Here is a 14,897-nt window from a genome sequence, read left to right as displayed (position 1 = left end):
GTCCTATGGAAAAGAAAGGTAGATGGATCACCGAGCTTATTGTGATAGTTATAATAGTCCTTCTCATTAGGGCGTTTGTAGCCCAAGCCTACAACATTCCCTCGGGTTCTATGAAGCCCACACTATTGGTGGGAGATTTCATACTGGTAAATAAGCTGGTGTATAGGTTTTCGGAACCTCAAAGGGGCGACATAGTGGTCTTTAAGTATCCAATAGACCCAAACATAGACTTTATAAAAAGGATAATTGCCTTACCAGGGGAAGAAGTTGAAGTAAGAAACAACCAAGTTTTCATAAACGGAAAGCCACTACATTTAATTGAAGTAGGAAGAGGCGAAGAAAACGGTTTAAGAAAAGTTATTTACGAAGAGGTCCTGCCCGAGGGCAAAAAGCATAAAGTCCAGTTCTACGAAGATTTTCCCTTCTCAAAAAGAGACTTTGGACCTGTTGTGGTCCCACCCAACCATTATTTTGTAATGGGAGACAACAGAGACAACAGCGAGGACAGTAGATACTGGGGCTTTTTGCCAAGGGAAAACATAGTAGGAAAAGCCTTTGTAATATACTTCTCAGGAGATGTTCCGCCTTTGCAGACCACCGATGTTAGCATTTTTACCGGGATAAAACAACTAATACTTGCAATATTACATCCAAGATTTGAGAGGATCGGAAAACCTCTCATATGGTAAATACGGGAATTTCCGCCTCTAAGAACCTTTCTAAGGTAAGCAAAAGCACCGTTGGTGACATTTTTGCAGAATGCAGGGTGTAAATAAACAGTTCTGGAAGTTTCTTAACATCCACAAAGCTATTAGAAATGGCTCTACCCTCCACTTCCACATACTCGCTGAGTCCATCCAATATAAGTTCGTATTTTTCCTTGGGTATTCGTTTTTCCAATTCAAAGAGTATGCTACTCAAAAGACCGAGGATAAGTATCTCATCCTCTAGATTTGCCAAGTTAAAGGTATTCTTTTGTTTAGAAATCTTTTCAATAACATCATCCACACCCTCCAATATTGGATTTCCAAAGGCTGGACGTATTACGGAGGGATTTAGAAGTCTAATTTGAGCAAGGCCTATGGTGTTTTCAATGCCAGAAAAGTTAAGCTTGTGATAAAGGATAACCCTCTCAATTTTAGCAGTTTTATGAGCGGAGTATTCCTCTGGAAGACAGTAGGAGCTAAAGAGCTTAGAGGAGAAGAGGATTTTTGTTTTTTCTTCAAAGACTACAAAACTTCCCTTCTCTGGTAAAAAGGGAGTTTTTATAAACCGAAGAACATCGCCCGTTCCAAGGCTAAGAAGACCATCTGGAAAGCTTTCCACAAGCTTTATCCGCCTTTCTGGAACACCTAGACCTATCAAGCTCAGTGCTATGGGAAGGCTCGTGATAACATAAAGCTTGGGAGCTAAATTAAGTAGGTTCAAAATGCTTTGGGTATCTTCTGGAAGTAGGTCCATCAAAATTAAAGCTCTCAAATTTTCTAACTTACCAACAGCCTTTTCTATTTCATCCCTTACAATAGAAAACCTGTGGTACGGTAGCACATTGAAAAGTAGGGAAACATAACTGTCCCCCTTTTCGTAAACTCTCAAGTACATATTCCTCTGTAGCAAACCTTCAGGGTCCAAAGAGTTTATCAGAAAGAGTCCCTCTTCCACTGATAACATACTTGGCGCGGGCGGTTGAACCTCCTCATGAACCTCCTGCGGGACTGTCTCTTGAACTACCTCTGGATAGGCGATAGAAGGTTGCGGTTGAACTTCTTCAAGTAGCATGGAGAAAAATTCTGCGTTGTTCTTAAAGTATGTGATCAATTTTGCTTCTTCTGTGTACGGAAGGAACTTAACACTAACATTATCTGATTTAATTATTCCCTTAAAATGCTCAGGGCTACAGGAAAGCCCTTTAACTGCACCCGCTTTTACATACACTTCACAACTAAGACCATCCGCATTAAGAAAGACGCCAGTGGATGTATTCCTTGACAAAAGGCTTATAAAAAGGTTCATAATTCCCAAATCCGATGGAATACTGTCATGAAGACTTTCAAGGGTCTGATAGAGCTTGGCAGATTTGTTAAGAAATTCCAAGGGGTTGAAGGGTAAGATCAGTATGTTGAAATCGCTAAAGCCGAATTTTCTAAGCTCTTCCGCCTGCTGATAATCTTCCACCAAAAATATAGGAACAACAAAGTAGCCTTCCTTAAGCAGTTCCACAAAAAAATCTCTATCCTTCCATCGGAGTATTAAAAAGTCTGGTGAAACCGCTTTCAATAAGTCCTTAGCCTTTTTCTCGTCCAATGCAACCATAAGCTTATGTCCCGTTATGTCTAAAATATCACCAAAAATAGGATAAAACCTTTTCTCTTTGTCAAAGAGCAAAAACTTCATTACACCACCTCCCCTTTTTTGGATGCTACAATTAAAAGGTTAAGCTGTTCTCTGAGGATGTTCATGGAATGCACCACCATAAAAAAGCCATGCTCCACGTTCAAAAGAGCAGTCTGAAATGCTAAAGAATCTTCCAAAAGCCTGAGCTCCCTTATTTTCCTGTAATACTCATCCAGTTCTGTCCCGCATTCTAAGAGCTTTTTTACCACTTCTTGGCTAAGGTTCAAAGCTTGTTCTCTTGTATCCAAAGCCTGCCTACCTCCTTTCCTCTTTTTCTTGGAATATGGTACCTGCTAAAGAGGATAGATTCTATCTTTTTTAGGTCTATCTCCTCCAAACCTTCAAAAATGAGGGCATTTTCCTCCTCCCGATGGATCACGCTTACACTACCCTCTCCCACCACCACATCACCACCACCCGCCATAAAGCCCACCGCCAAGGACATGGTGGCAAAATTGAGCACGTTTATTCCCAAGGTGGGTTTTTCTTCTCCTTTTATGACTAAATAGGTACAAAGGGCTAAGCCGATCCTGAATAGACTCTCTGCGGTAAAGGGATAATCGCCCATATTTCCATAGAGCTTTTTACCATCAAAGAGGCTCTTTGACAGCATTCCAAACCTCACCTTCAAGGTCTTCTATGCCTCTTTCCCCTCTTTTTGCAAACAGAAAGAACTCTTCGTTTCCCTTTGCTCCCCTTGGCTTTGCCTTAATAACCCTTAGTACAGAAAAACCAAGCTCTTTTAGAAAGTTTGCCACGTCCAACACTGCTTCTGCTTTCTTTTCGTCATCCTTCACCACACCCTTTTTGACGAACTTTGGGGGAAGCTCAAACTGAGGCTTAACCAAAACCAACAGAAAACCCTCCTCTTTTAAAAATTTTACCACCACAGGCAAAAGCTTTTTGGAGGATATAAAGGATACGTCCATGGTTATTAGATCTACCTTTTCGGGGATATGCTTCTCTGTAAGCTCCCTTGCATCCGTCTCTTCATAGAGGACTACCCTTGGGTCCTGCCTCAGCTTTTGGTCCATCTGAGCTTTCCCAACGTCTACTGCATAGACTTTCTTGGCACCCCTTTGTAAAAGACAGTCTGTAAAGCCTCCCGTAGATGAACCCACATCCAAAACAGTAAAACCTTCCACCGAAAGTCCAAGCCTTTCGAGGGCGTGTTCAAGCTTGTACCCTCCCCTTGAAACATACCTAAAGGGCTCCTTTATTTCTACCTTTGCATTTTCTTTGACCCGTTGTCCAGGCTTGTCTACCACCTTGCCATCCACAAGGACCAAGCCGGACATGATCAGGGCCTGTGCCTTTTCCCGAGTAGGGGCAAGTCCTTTTTCCACAAGATACTGGTCAAGCCTCAAAGCCTAAGAAGATGCTTTATAAGGTAAAGAATAAGCAAAAGAACAAGTGGAGAGAAGTCAACGTTCCCATAGGTGGGAAGAATACTTCTTATGGGTCTCAAAAGGGGTTCAATCAACGCGTCCAACTTCTTGTAAAAACCACTCTCCCTAACCTGAGGAAACCACGAGCCTATCGCATGAACTAAAACTAAAATTATCAAAAGGTTTATAAGGAGGGAGAGTAGCCCCTTTATCATTCAACCAGTTCTAAGATGGCAAGCTCGCAGGAGTCTCCGATCCTTCTAAAGGGAAGTTTGATAATGCGTGTGTATCCACCGTTCCTTCCCTCAAAGCGGGGACCGATCTCCTCAAAGAGTTTCTTTATCACCTTTTTATCGGGCATTAGCTGAAGAGCTCTCCTCCTGGCTGAGAGGTCTCCTTTCTTGGCGAGGGTGATGAGTTTTTCCACAAAGGGGCGAACCGCCTTTGCCCTCTGCAAGGATGTTTCTATTCGCTCTTCCAGGATAAGGGCTCTGGCTAAGGACCTGTAAAGGGCAAGCCTTTGCTCTTTTGTTCTATCAAAGTGTTTCTTTTTAACCCTGTGCCTCATTTTTTTTTACCTCCTACCCGTTAAGTCCATGCCTAAGTGTAAACCCATTTGCTTTAGGGCTTCCTTTATCTCGTTTATAGCCTTTCTTCCTACGTTTTTGGTGCTCTTTAGCTCTTCCTCCGTTAGCTTTACTAAATCTCCTATGGTGGTTATGCCCATCCTCTTTATGGAGTTAAGTGCCCTCTGGGAAATGTCAAGCTCCTCGATGGGTAGAGCGAGCTTTTCTATGAACTCGTCTGTGGGAATGGGCTCTTCTATAACCCGAGGAATCTCGTAAGAGATATTTTCCAGCAAGGAGAAATTCCTGATAAGTATTGCTACCGCCTCTTTAACCGCCTCTTCCGGGCTTTTGCTTCCATCTGTGTATATCTCCATTATAAGCCTGTCGTAATCGCTTCTCTTTTCTACCCTGGTTTTTTCTACTCTGTAGGCAACGTGCTTTACTGGATTAAAGTCCCCATCCACCAGTATCCAACCTACCTCTCCAAAGGATTCCATCTCTTCCGTGGGCACATATCCTACACCCCTTTCAACTCTCACTTCCATATTTAGTTCCACGTTTGGGTCTGTAATGGTTGCCACCTTAACTTCTGGCGTGATCAACTCCACGTTTGGGGGTAAAGAAAAGTCCTTAGCATAGACAGGCCCCTCTCCCTTCTTTTTAAGATAGAGCACCTCCACATCAGAGTTTGTCATTCTAAACTTAACCTCTTTGAGGTTTGCCAGAATTTCTAAGACGTCTTCCTGCACTCCGTCAAGGGCAGAAAATTCATGATAGACACCGTAAATCTTTACTCCCGTTATTGCACAGCCCTCTATGGAGGAAAGTAGCACCCTTCTTAAGGAATTTCCTACGGTTATGCCAAAGCCCCTTTCCAAGGGCTCTATTACAAGACGACCGTAGGTGGGGCTTATTTCTTCCCAAAATATCTTGTTAGGATAGATAAGCTGTCTTAGCATACTCTTTCCTCCTTAAACCCTTGAGTAAAACTCTATCACGTATTGCAAATTGATCGGGATCTCCAGCTGAATATCCTTGGGCAGGTCTATAACCTTTCCTCTAAAGTTCTCCTTGTCAAGTTCCAACCACACAGGCACACTCCTTGGGTCTTTGTTCTCCAAGTTCTCCTTTATTTGAGGGATGTCCCGAGAGGAAGGCTTGACCTCTATTACGTCTCCCACAGAAACCAAGTAAGAGGGAATGTTAACCTTCTTGCCATTTACTAAAATGTGGCCGTGCACCACAAACTGCCTTGCTTGCCTTCTGGTGCACGCAAATCCGAGCCTATAGACCACGTTATCCAGCCTTCTCTCCAAAAGCTGGAGAAGAACTTGACCAGTGTTGCCCTTTGACTTGGATGCCATGTCAAAATACTTTTTGAACTGTTTTTCCCTTATGCCACCGTAGAGGAACTTTAGCTTTTGCTTTTCCATAAGTCTTAGTCCGTATTCGGTGAGCTTCCTCTTTCTTCCTTTTACCCTACCATGTTGTCCAGGTGGAAAGTTTCTCTTGCTCAAAATCTTGGGAGCACTTTTCTTACCTGATACTACCACACCGAACCTTCTGTCTATCCTTACCCAAGGACCTATGTACCTACCCATGCTTCATACCCTCCTTTTTGCGGGTGGTCTGCACCCATTGTGGGGTAGAGGAGTTACATCCCTTATCTTGGTTATCTTCAATCCTGCTGCATAGACCGCCTTCAGGGCTGACTCTCTTCCTGCACCCGCTCCTTTGATCCACACTTCCGCCTCCTGCAACCCGTACTCTTGCATAGCCCTCTTCACTGCCTTTTGGGCTGCAAGCTGTGCGGCGTAAGGAGTGCTCTTTCTGGTACCCTTAAAACCAACCGTACCACCGCTTTCCCAGACCAAAGTATTACCTTGCATATCCGTTATGTTCACTATGGTGTTGTTAAAGGTGCTAAGAATATGAACTATACCCTGCGTTACAATTCTCTTCTGTTTCTTTGCGCCTTGCTTTTTCTTTGCCATTGCTCTCCTCCTTACTTAGCTACCTTCTTTTTAGTACCACCAACTGTTTTCCTTTTACCCTTCCTTGTCCTTGCGTTGGTCCTTGTTTGTTGTCCTCTTACAGGAAGACCTTTTGCGTGTCTTATACCTCTATAACAGCCTATGTCTATTAATTTTTTTATGTTCAACTGTACCTCTCTTCTTAGGTCTCCTTCCACCTTGTAATTTTGTTCTATGAATTTCCTTATGGTGTTAAGCTCATCGGGAGTTAGCTCACCCAAACGCTTCGTACAGGGTATGCCCGTTTTTTCGCATATCTCCCTTGCCCTGGACCATCCTATGCCATAAAGGTAAGTGAGGGCTACTTCCAACTTCTTATGGTCTGGTAGGTCTACGCCCGCTATCCTTGCCATAGCTTTCCTCCTTAGTTACCCTGTCTTTGTTTGTGCTTTGGGTTCTCGCATATAACCATAACCCTGCCTTTTCTTCTTATGATCTTGCATTTGGTACATATAGGTTTTACAGAGGGTCTTACCTTCATCGCAAACCTCCTAAAGGAAGGATATTATAACACATTATTCTCTGTATATGATCCTTCCTCTGGTTAGGTCATAAGGTGATAGCTCCACCTTTACCCGGTCTCCTGGTAGGATCCTTATAAAGTGTACCCTCATCTTTCCAGACACGTGAGCCAACACTGTATGTCCCGTGTCTAACTTTACCCTAAACATGGCGTTGGGCAACGCCTCCTCTACTGTTCCCTCAAGGACAATTCCCTTTTCTTTATATTTCTCTTGGTCTTTCTTCTTAGCCATCAAAAAACCCCCTTGGTAAATTGGGTTAAAACAATTGGACCATCCTTGGTTATTGCTACCACATATTCATAGTGAGCAGCTGGGCTTCCGTCTGCAGTCAAAACAGTCCATTGATCCCCATTATGGGTAATCTCGGAGGTACCAAGGGCAAGCATGGGTTCTATGGCAAGCACCATGCCTGCGCGCAGTTTCATATCCCTTTCGTGTTTAAAATCCTCCATGTGGTTTGGCACAAAGGGAGGCTCGTGCACCTTCCTTCCTATACCGTGCCCTCCCAGGTTCTTTACAGGATAAACACCGTATTTGTCCGCAACTCTCTTTATGGCTTTAGTGATATCCGACAGAAAGTTTCCGGGTACGCAAGCCTTTACCGCCTCCTCAAGGGCTTCTTTGGTGGCTTTTAGCAGTCTCTCCTTATCGGGGTCTATCTTTCCCACGGGCACTGTAATGGCAGAATCGCCCGCATATCCATCAAGGATGGCACCAAAATCCAAGCTGACTATATCTCCCTCTTTTATGATCTGATCCTTCTTTGGCAGACCATGCACCACCGCAGAATTCACAGAAACGCACAAAGCGGCCGGGTAAGAAAGTTTACTAAAGGGAGGTCTATAGTTGAGAAAGGCTGGTCTTGCCCCTCTTTTTTTTACCTCTTCCCGTGCGATAAGGTCAAGCTCTGCTGTAGATACTCCCGGCTTTACATACTCTGCCACCGTCTCCAAAACTTCCACCACCACATCGCAAGCCCTTTTGATCTTATCCAGTTCCTTTAAAGAGTAAAGTTCCAACTGTGTCTTTTCAGCCATCCCTTACGAGACCCTTAACCTCCTCAAAGAGCTCTTCAACTCCTTTTCCTGCATCTAACTTATATATTATACCTTTTTCCTGATAAAATTCAATAAGGGGTTGGGTCTGCTTCCTATAAACCTCAAGGCGCTTTTTTACAACTTCCTCTTTGTCATCATCCCTTTGCACCAGAGTACCACCGCATAGGTCGCATACTCCTTCAACCTTGGGTGGATTGTATTTCACATGATAGACCGCACCGCACTTTGAACACACCCTCCTGCCCGATAGCCTGTCTATTATTACCTCATCGGGAACATCAAAAAATAGAACCTTTGAAATCTTTTCACCTTTATCTTTTAACATCTCTTCTAAAGCTAGGGCTTGATTGACAGTTCTTGGAAATCCGTCCAAGATCACGTTGCCATCTTTGGGCATGGTTTCCTCTATGAGCTGAACTATGAGTTCATCGGGTACCAATTCACCCCTATCCATGTATTCCTTAGCCTTCTTCCCCAAGGGTGTTTGGTTCTTTACCGCTTCCCTCAGGAGGTCGCCGGTGGATAGGTGTAAAAACCCCATCCTTTGGGACAAAAGCTTAGCCTGAGTGCCCTTACCCGCGCCGGGTGGTCCCAAAAAGACTAAAATCACTTTACCTTCCTCCTGAATTGGGTGTATTTTCTCTGAAGTAAGCCCGCCTCTATTTTGTTTATGGTATCAAGGGCTACGCCCACCACGATTAGAGCAGTTGTTCCTCCATAATAGAAGGGCACTTTCAACCAAAAGCTAACAAAAACAGGAATAACAGCCACTACGCTTAAGAATATGGCACCCACAAAGGCAAGCCTGTTTATTATCCCTTCCAAAAGCTTTTGGGTGTCTTGCCCCGGTCTTACCCCCGGGATAAAGGCACCCGCTTTTCTTAAGTTTTCAGCCACCTCTGCCGGGTTTATCAAAACCGCAGTATAGAAGTACGTGAAAAAGATTATAAACATAACATACAGAAAGTTGTAAAGGAACGTGGTTGGATTGAAGGCATCGTGCAGTGCTTTGGCAATGGGATGCTGGATAAAACCAAGCACGGTAGATGGGATTATGAGCAAAGACTGGGCAAAAATGATAGGTATAACGCCCGCGGGGTTGATCTTTATGGGTAAGTAAGTGGAACCACCCATTACCTCCTGCCTGCCTATTTGCCTTCTTGGATGCTGTACGGGAATTCTCCTTTCTGCCTCCTGTATAAAGACTATGCCAAAGGTCACCAGCAATACGAAAATGATGGCGCCCACCACCGCAAAGGGTGTAAGGTCTCCGTTCCTTAACATTTCATAGACCCTTATGATGGCGTTGGGAAAGCCAGCCACTATGCCCGCAAAGATAAGCAGGGACATGCCGTTGCCTATACCCTTTTCGGTTATCCGATCTCCCACCCACATTAAAAACATAGTGGAAGATACAAGGGCAACCACCGTGGTTATTATGAATAAGACACCACCCTCTGGCACAAGGGGAATACCCTTCGGAGACACCTGACCCCTGAGCCATAGGGCAATACCCATAGACTGCACAAAAGCTACAAACAAGGTCAAATATCTGGTGTACTGGTTGATCTTATACCTTCCGTAGTCTCCCTCTTCCTTCGCCAACCTCTGAAGCTCCGGTATTGCCACTGTCAAAAGTTGCATCATTATGGAAGCAGAAATATAGGGCATCACACCCAGGGCAAAGAGGGTCATACGGGAGAGATTTCCCCCTGAGAAGATGTCGTACAGATAAAAGATCGTTCCCTGAAAGCTCTTAAAAAAGTCCTGCAGAGCAGATGCATCCACACCGGGCAGGGGTATATGACTACCCAGCCGGTAAATGGCAAACATCAAAAGGGTATATATAAATCTTTTCCTTAGATCCTCTATGGCAAAGACTTGCTTTAGGTACTCTATCAAGCGATCACCTCGCAGGTCCCGCCTGCTTTTTCAATCTTCTCCTTAGCACTCTGAGAAAAGGCGTGAGCTTTCACCACAAGCCTCTTGGTTAGTTCTCCATCACCCAGTATCTTCACTGGCATTCCCTTTTTCACAAGTCCTTTCTCTAAGAGCTTTTCCGGTGTGACTTCCTCGCCTTCGGAGAAGTATCTGTCTAAGGTCTTTACATTCACCACCGAATACTCAACCCTGTTGGGACTTCTAAAGCCCCTCTTTGGAATCCTCTTGTGGAGGGGTGTTTGACCACCTTCAAACCAGGAAGGAAGCTTTCTGTCTCCGGACCTGCTCTTTTGTCCTTTGTGTCCCCTGCCTGCAGTCTTTCCATGACCGGAACCTGGACCTCTACCTACCCTTTTCCTTTCCTTTGTAGCACCCGGGTTTGGTGCAAGTTCATGCAGTTTCATCTTTCACCTCCTCCACTTCTACAAGGTAGTGGGCTACTCTTATGTTGCCCCTGACCATAGGGTTGTCCTCAAGCACCCTTTCATCTCCCACTTTTCTTAGACCTAAGCTTTTAACTGCCTTTATGTGTTTTTCTGGCTTTCCTGCCAAGCCTCTAACCAAACGCACCCTTAACTTTCCCATCTTTAAACCCTCGCATAAAGTTTGTATCTTTTTCTCAATTCCTCTTCGCTTATGCCTCTGAGTTTTGCCTCCTCCTCAAGGGTGGTTAGCTTTAAGAGGGCATCAAAGACCGCCCTTACCACGTTGTTGGGGTTGGTGGAACCCAAGATCTTTGTCAGCACATCCGTATATCCTGCCAGTTCAAAGATAGGTTTTGCAGCACCACCTGCCACTATACCCGTTCCCCTTCTGGCTGGCATAACCTTTATCATCGTGGGACCATAATGCCCTATCACATCGTGGGGAACCGTCCCCTCTACTATAGGTACCCTTATTATGTGCTTTTTGCCATCCTCTATTGCCTTTGCTATAGCTATGGGCACCTCCCTTGCCTTTCCAAGGCCAAAGCCCACAAAGCCTCTCCTGTCTCCTACTATTACCAAAGCACTAAAAGAGAACCTCTTTCCACCCTTTGTAACCCTCGTGGTCCTCTTGGCGTATATAAGACGTTCTTCCAGTTGAAGCTGATCTTGGATTTCAAGAATGTTCTGCTCCTTTCTTCTTTCGTCAATCAACTTTTCAATGGATACACCACCCATCTTAGCCTCCTTTTTTTCAGAACTCTAAACCAAGCTCTCTGCATTTATCTGCAAAGGCTTTAATTTTACCATGATATAAGAATCCACCCCTGTCAAAGACTACCTTCTTTATACCCTTTTCCAAAGCCTTTTTAACCAGAAGTTCCGCAACCTTTTGCACGTCCTCTATGGACTTTCCACCTCTCTTGCCCGTAAGCTGGACATAGTCCCGGTCTATGGAGGAAGCAGAGACCAACGTCCTTCCAGTGGTATCGTCTATGATTTGCGCATAAAAGGCATTTAAACTTCTATACACACAGAGCCTGGGCCTTTCTGGAGTACCAAAGATCTTCTTTCTTATTCTCTTGTGTCTTCTTTCTCTTCTTTCATGTCTGCTTAACTTTGCCATTTTCCCTTACCTCCTTACTTATTTACCCTTTCCGCCTTTGCCCTTTCCTGCAGCTTTACCTGCCTTGAGTCTTAGTTGCTCTCCTTCATACCTTATACCTTTACCCTTGTAGGCATCGGGCTTCCTGAAGGCTCTTATCTCCGCTGCTACTTGTCCAACTCTCTGCTTGTCAACACCACTGACGTAAATTTTGTTCTCCTTGACCTCTATCTTCACATCTTTGGGTATGGGATAGACAACCGGGTGAGAATAGCCCAAGTTTAGCTCTAAGTTGTTCCCTTTTACCGCCGCCCTGTATCCCAAACCCACTATCTCAAGGACCACCGTATAGCCTTCCGTTACACCTTTAATCATATTCCTTATGAGTGCAGCCATGGTGCCATGAATTGCCCTGTGAAAGGGTGCATCGGAGGGTCTTTCCAACTTTATATGATTGTTTTCTATGCTCAGCTTTATGTCCGGGTGGATGGCCAAAGAGAGTTTACCCTTTGGTCCTTCTACGTTTAAAACACCGTTAGTGTAATTTACCTTTACATTGCTGGGTATTTCTATGGGCTTTTTACCTATCCTTGACATGGCTCACCTCACCATACATAGGCTATTACCTCTCCACCTTTGCCGAGCTTTCTAGCTTCATGATCTGTTATTACGCCCGCATCGGTGGAGAGTATGGCGATTCCAAGACCTTTCCGGACATGGGGCACCAAGTGCTTTGGCACATAGATCCTTCTACCGGGTTTAGAGACCTTAACCAGTCCCCTTATTACGCTCTTGGTCTTTTTGGGGTCCGCGTACTTTAGATAAATCCTGAGCTTATATTGGGTGCCCTTTCTGTGCTCCTCAGAGTCAAGCCTTTCCCACTTGAGAATGTATCCTTCTCTTTGTAAAACGTTTAGGATAGCCTCTTTTAGCTTGGAGGAGGGAACATCCACATAATCCTTTCTTCTCATTATAGCGTTTCTTATGGCTGAGAACATATCCGCTACTGGGTCCATCTTTCAACCTCCTTACCAACTGGCTTTTCTTACACCGGGGAGCTCTCCCCTAAGGGCATGCTCTCTAAAGCAGAGCCTGCACATGCCAAAGTACCTTATAAAACCCCTAGGTCTTCCACAAAGGGGGCACCTGTTCTTCCGCCTAACCTCATACTTTGGAAAGTGCTTAATATCCTTTGCAACCTTTGCCTTTCTAGCCATCTTTACCTCCTAAAAACTCCTTATTGGTAAGCCCAATAGGGCTAATAGCCAAAGGGCTTCTTCGTCCGTCTCTGCTGTAGTGTGAATGATTATATCCATACCCCTTATTGCATCCACCTTTTCGTAGTCTATCTCTGGGAAGACGATTTGCTCTGCAATGCCAAAGGCGTAGTTTCCTCTGCCGTCAAAGGACCTTGGGTTAAGACCCTTAAAGTCCTTTACCCTTGGTAGGGCAACGGATATGAGCTTATCCAAAAAGTCCCACATCCTTTCCTTGCGAAGGGTAACCTTTAGACCTATGGGCATGCCCTTTCTGAGCTTAAAGCCTGCCTCGGACTTTTTAGCTCTCCTTACTGCGGGCTGTTGTCCCGTTATAGCCCTCAGGTCTTCCATAGCCCTCTCCAAGTACTTTATATCCTTGACCGCTTCTCCTACACCCATATTGACCACGATCTTTACCAGCTTGGGCACTTCCATAGGGTTTTTGTACCCGAATCGTGCTATCAGTTTGGGGACTACCTCGTCCTTGTATTTCTGATAAAGTCTTGGTACATATTTGGTTCCCACACTCATTTTTTAACCCTCTCTCGGACTAAGTCTATGTTTTCACCACATTTTTTGCAGAACCTGTATTTTCTCAGTGTGTCTCCTTCTTGCACCATCCTAAACCCCACTCTTGTAGGCTTTCCACACTTGGGACACACCAACATCACATTGCTTATGTGTATGGGTGCCTCAAACTCGTATATACCACCTTCTCTCACACCGGGAATTGCCTTCACGTGCTTTTTAACAAAGTTAACATTCTTGACAACCACCCTATTTTCTTTCCTAAGCACTTTTATAACCTCACCGGTTTTTCCCTTTTCCTTTCCTCTCATTACAACTACTGTATCACCCTTTTTGATCTTTGCTGCCATTAGACCACCTCCGGTGCAAGAGACGCAAGTTTAGTAAATCCTCTGTTTCTGACTTCCCTTGCTATGGGTCCCAGTATTCTGGTGCCCAAGGGCTCTCCGTACTGGTTGAGTAGGACCACCGCGTTGTCGTCAAACTTTATGTAGCTACCGTCCGGCCTCCTGATTTCCTTCTTGGTCCTGACCACCACTGCCCTATATATATTGCCCTTTTTGGCGGGGCTGTTGGGTGCTGCTTCCTTGACGGTCACTGTGACCACATCCCCAGGAACCGCATACTTCCTTGGGGCATAGGGTATGCCTATCACTTGAACCTTTTTAGCACCTGAATTGTCTGCAACATTACAATAAGTCTGCCTCTGTATCATGGCTTCTCTCCTGGATAAGTGAGACTATTAATTATATCAGAAAAATTTCAGATTTGCAAAAAATCCACCAAGCTATCTACATAGACAGAGATTCTCTATCAAAGCGATATACTCTTCCACAGAAGTTGCAGACCACTTCTGCTGGACCCTCCGCGAGTATTTCTTCTATTTCCTCCATGCTCAGAAGGCTAAGGCTCGCCTTGGCAATCTCTTCGTTGCAGGGGCAATAATACTCAATCTCCTTCAGACCCACAATCCTGGGCTTCATATCCCCGATGAGCTCTTCCAGAAACTCCTCAGGTCTCTTCCCCAAGGAAAGGATTTGAGAATAGGGAGGCAGTTCTCTGACCCTTTTCAGAAGCAACTCTTCAACTTTTGGACTTGTGCCACCCATAGTTTGGATCATGTAAGCGCCCGCGTGCTTAACACTCCCGTCTTCTTTTAAAACAACGCCTAAGTCTAAGGCGGTTTTTATCTGTTCAGACTGTTCAAAGTAATACAGAAGGTTTTCCCTTATGCTCTTGCTAACCACCGGGATTATGCTGGTGTATGGAGTACCCATACGAAGTTCTTTAACTACGGTTATGGTTTCCTCCCCCTCTGGATCTCCTTTGCCAATAAAGCCCCTTACCCTACCCATACCGTCTGCCTCTGCCACCAGGGAATACTCTGGAGTGCTTAACTTCAAAAGCACCTTTTGAGGGCTTCCATGTTTTAGGAGGGAGGAGAGAATTAAAGCGGACAGGAGCCATTCACCAAGTAAAATGGTGGAGCCGGGGTCCAACTGATGGACCCTCCTGGCAGTTTCTACTACCCTGTCTGCTTTTATAACATAGACCCTTATGGGTTCCTCCTTGGGAACCGCTATAACCGCATAATCTCTCTCTTCAAAGTAGTTTCTCAGGTCCTCCTTCGTTTGCTGGTCTAAATCCCTATACAGCATAAGGAATGAATATAA

General features: G+C 44.8%; 27 protein-coding genes. 1 reads left to right on the top strand and 26 read right to left on the bottom strand.

The window, feature by feature from the left end; translation table 11 throughout:
- The first annotated feature begins 5 nt into the window (after positions 1–5).
- The gene (lepB, locus tag THERU_RS01555; protein ID WP_025305527.1) at positions 6–689 is read left to right on the top strand and encodes a signal peptidase I; all 684 of its coding nucleotides are present in this window, start codon (positions 6–8) and stop codon (positions 687–689) included.
- On the opposite strand, the gene THERU_RS01550 is transcribed toward lepB, so the two are convergent.
- From THERU_RS01550 to THERU_RS01425, 26 genes are all read right to left on the bottom strand, one after another.
- Complete coding sequence (locus THERU_RS01550) at positions 679–2,394, bottom strand: oxygen-binding di-iron domain-containing protein (protein WP_025305526.1); 1,716 nt, start codon at positions 2,392–2,394, stop codon at positions 679–681. The two genes, lepB and THERU_RS01550, sit on opposite strands and share 11 nt — an antisense overlap.
- Positions 2,394–2,642: a hypothetical protein gene (locus THERU_RS01545; RefSeq protein ID WP_025305525.1), complete on the bottom strand. Its 249-nt coding sequence runs from the start codon at positions 2,640–2,642 to the stop codon at positions 2,394–2,396. Before THERU_RS01545 ends, THERU_RS01550 begins: the two co-directional genes overlap by 1 nt.
- On the bottom strand, positions 2,618–3,019 hold the full coding sequence (locus THERU_RS01540) for a hypothetical protein (protein WP_245565834.1): 402 nt from the start codon (positions 3,017–3,019) through the stop codon (positions 2,618–2,620). The genes THERU_RS01545 and THERU_RS01540 overlap by 25 nt, the downstream gene beginning before the upstream one ends.
- Positions 2,985–3,761 carry a TlyA family RNA methyltransferase gene (locus THERU_RS01535; protein WP_025305523.1) on the bottom strand — a complete coding sequence of 259 codons (777 nt, stop codon included), beginning with the start codon at positions 3,759–3,761 and terminating at the stop codon, positions 2,985–2,987. Before THERU_RS01535 ends, THERU_RS01540 begins: the two co-directional genes overlap by 35 nt.
- A complete protein-coding gene (locus tag THERU_RS01530; protein ID WP_025305522.1) occupies positions 3,758–3,997 on the bottom strand; it encodes a YggT family protein in 240 nt (79 codons plus the stop codon). The genes THERU_RS01535 and THERU_RS01530 overlap by 4 nt, the downstream gene beginning before the upstream one ends.
- Positions 3,994–4,350 carry a 50S ribosomal protein L17 gene (rplQ, locus tag THERU_RS01525; protein WP_025305521.1) on the bottom strand — a complete coding sequence of 119 codons (357 nt, stop codon included), beginning with the start codon at positions 4,348–4,350 and terminating at the stop codon, positions 3,994–3,996. The genes THERU_RS01530 and rplQ overlap by 4 nt, the downstream gene beginning before the upstream one ends.
- Before the next feature lie 6 nt (positions 4,351–4,356).
- Complete coding sequence (locus tag THERU_RS01520; RefSeq protein WP_025305520.1) at positions 4,357–5,310, bottom strand: DNA-directed RNA polymerase subunit alpha; 954 nt, start codon at positions 5,308–5,310, stop codon at positions 4,357–4,359.
- Positions 5,311–5,322: 12 nt separating this feature from the next.
- The gene (gene rpsD / locus THERU_RS01515) at positions 5,323–5,952 is read right to left on the bottom strand and encodes a 30S ribosomal protein S4 (RefSeq protein WP_025305519.1); all 630 of its coding nucleotides are present in this window, start codon (positions 5,950–5,952) and stop codon (positions 5,323–5,325) included.
- A gap of 3 nt (positions 5,953–5,955) precedes the next feature.
- Complete coding sequence (gene rpsK / locus THERU_RS01510) at positions 5,956–6,345, bottom strand: 30S ribosomal protein S11 (RefSeq protein ID WP_025305518.1); 390 nt, start codon at positions 6,343–6,345, stop codon at positions 5,956–5,958.
- 11 nt (positions 6,346–6,356) lie between these two features.
- Positions 6,357–6,737: a 30S ribosomal protein S13 gene (gene rpsM, locus THERU_RS01505; protein WP_025305517.1), complete on the bottom strand. Its 381-nt coding sequence runs from the start codon at positions 6,735–6,737 to the stop codon at positions 6,357–6,359.
- An 11-nt stretch (positions 6,738–6,748) separates the two neighbouring features.
- Positions 6,749–6,865, bottom strand: coding sequence for a 50S ribosomal protein L36 (gene rpmJ, locus THERU_RS01500; protein WP_025305516.1), 117 nt, complete (start codon positions 6,863–6,865; stop codon positions 6,749–6,751).
- 34 nt (positions 6,866–6,899) lie between these two features.
- Positions 6,900–7,139 carry a translation initiation factor IF-1 gene (gene infA, locus THERU_RS01495; protein ID WP_025305515.1) on the bottom strand — a complete coding sequence of 80 codons (240 nt, stop codon included), beginning with the start codon at positions 7,137–7,139 and terminating at the stop codon, positions 6,900–6,902.
- Entirely contained in the window at positions 7,139–7,945 is an 807-nt protein-coding gene (gene map / locus THERU_RS01490; RefSeq protein WP_038531987.1) for a type I methionyl aminopeptidase, read from the bottom strand. The genes infA and map overlap by 1 nt, the downstream gene beginning before the upstream one ends.
- On the bottom strand, positions 7,938–8,576 hold the full coding sequence (locus THERU_RS01485) for an adenylate kinase (RefSeq protein WP_025305513.1): 639 nt from the start codon (positions 8,574–8,576) through the stop codon (positions 7,938–7,940). Before THERU_RS01485 ends, map begins: the two co-directional genes overlap by 8 nt.
- Positions 8,573–9,868, bottom strand: a complete 1,296-nt coding sequence (gene secY, locus THERU_RS01480) for a preprotein translocase subunit SecY (RefSeq protein WP_025305512.1) — start codon at positions 9,866–9,868, stop codon at positions 8,573–8,575. Before secY ends, THERU_RS01485 begins: the two co-directional genes overlap by 4 nt.
- Entirely contained in the window at positions 9,865–10,311 is a 447-nt protein-coding gene (gene rplO, locus THERU_RS01475) for a 50S ribosomal protein L15 (protein ID WP_025305511.1), read from the bottom strand. The genes secY and rplO overlap by 4 nt, the downstream gene beginning before the upstream one ends.
- Positions 10,298–10,492, bottom strand: a complete 195-nt coding sequence (gene rpmD, locus THERU_RS01470; RefSeq protein ID WP_025305510.1) for a 50S ribosomal protein L30 — start codon at positions 10,490–10,492, stop codon at positions 10,298–10,300. The genes rplO and rpmD overlap by 14 nt, the downstream gene beginning before the upstream one ends.
- Before the next feature lie 2 nt (positions 10,493–10,494).
- Positions 10,495–11,070, bottom strand: a complete 576-nt coding sequence (gene rpsE / locus THERU_RS01465) for a 30S ribosomal protein S5 (protein WP_025305509.1) — start codon at positions 11,068–11,070, stop codon at positions 10,495–10,497.
- Between the two features lie 16 nt (positions 11,071–11,086).
- Positions 11,087–11,458 (bottom strand): 50S ribosomal protein L18, encoded by a 372-nt coding sequence (gene rplR / locus THERU_RS01460; RefSeq protein WP_025305508.1) that lies wholly within the window; start codon positions 11,456–11,458, stop codon positions 11,087–11,089.
- An 18-nt stretch (positions 11,459–11,476) separates the two neighbouring features.
- Positions 11,477–12,034: a 50S ribosomal protein L6 gene (rplF, locus tag THERU_RS01455; RefSeq protein WP_025305507.1), complete on the bottom strand. Its 558-nt coding sequence runs from the start codon at positions 12,032–12,034 to the stop codon at positions 11,477–11,479.
- A gap of 8 nt (positions 12,035–12,042) precedes the next feature.
- Positions 12,043–12,453 carry a 30S ribosomal protein S8 gene (gene rpsH / locus THERU_RS01450; RefSeq protein ID WP_025305506.1) on the bottom strand — a complete coding sequence of 137 codons (411 nt, stop codon included), beginning with the start codon at positions 12,451–12,453 and terminating at the stop codon, positions 12,043–12,045.
- 12 nt (positions 12,454–12,465) lie between these two features.
- On the bottom strand, positions 12,466–12,654 hold the full coding sequence (locus THERU_RS01445; protein ID WP_025305505.1) for a type Z 30S ribosomal protein S14: 189 nt from the start codon (positions 12,652–12,654) through the stop codon (positions 12,466–12,468).
- Between the two features lie 9 nt (positions 12,655–12,663).
- Positions 12,664–13,227, bottom strand: coding sequence for a 50S ribosomal protein L5 (rplE, locus tag THERU_RS01440; protein WP_025305504.1), 564 nt, complete (start codon positions 13,225–13,227; stop codon positions 12,664–12,666).
- The gene (gene rplX, locus THERU_RS01435; protein ID WP_025305503.1) at positions 13,224–13,574 is read right to left on the bottom strand and encodes a 50S ribosomal protein L24; all 351 of its coding nucleotides are present in this window, start codon (positions 13,572–13,574) and stop codon (positions 13,224–13,226) included. Before rplX ends, rplE begins: the two co-directional genes overlap by 4 nt.
- On the bottom strand, positions 13,574–13,939 hold the full coding sequence (gene rplN / locus THERU_RS01430; protein ID WP_025305502.1) for a 50S ribosomal protein L14: 366 nt from the start codon (positions 13,937–13,939) through the stop codon (positions 13,574–13,576). The genes rplX and rplN overlap by 1 nt, the downstream gene beginning before the upstream one ends.
- A gap of 76 nt (positions 13,940–14,015) precedes the next feature.
- Positions 14,016–14,882 (bottom strand): Hsp33 family molecular chaperone HslO, encoded by an 867-nt coding sequence (locus THERU_RS01425; RefSeq protein ID WP_025305501.1) that lies wholly within the window; start codon positions 14,880–14,882, stop codon positions 14,016–14,018.
- Between the last annotated feature and the right edge of the window lie 15 nt (positions 14,883–14,897).

Origin of the sequence: Thermocrinis ruber (genome assembly GCF_000512735.1) — a bacterium.
GTDB classification, from domain to species: Bacteria; Aquificota; Aquificia; order Aquificales; family Aquificaceae; genus Thermocrinis; species Thermocrinis ruber.
This window is presented reverse-complemented; position numbering and strand designations above follow the sequence as displayed.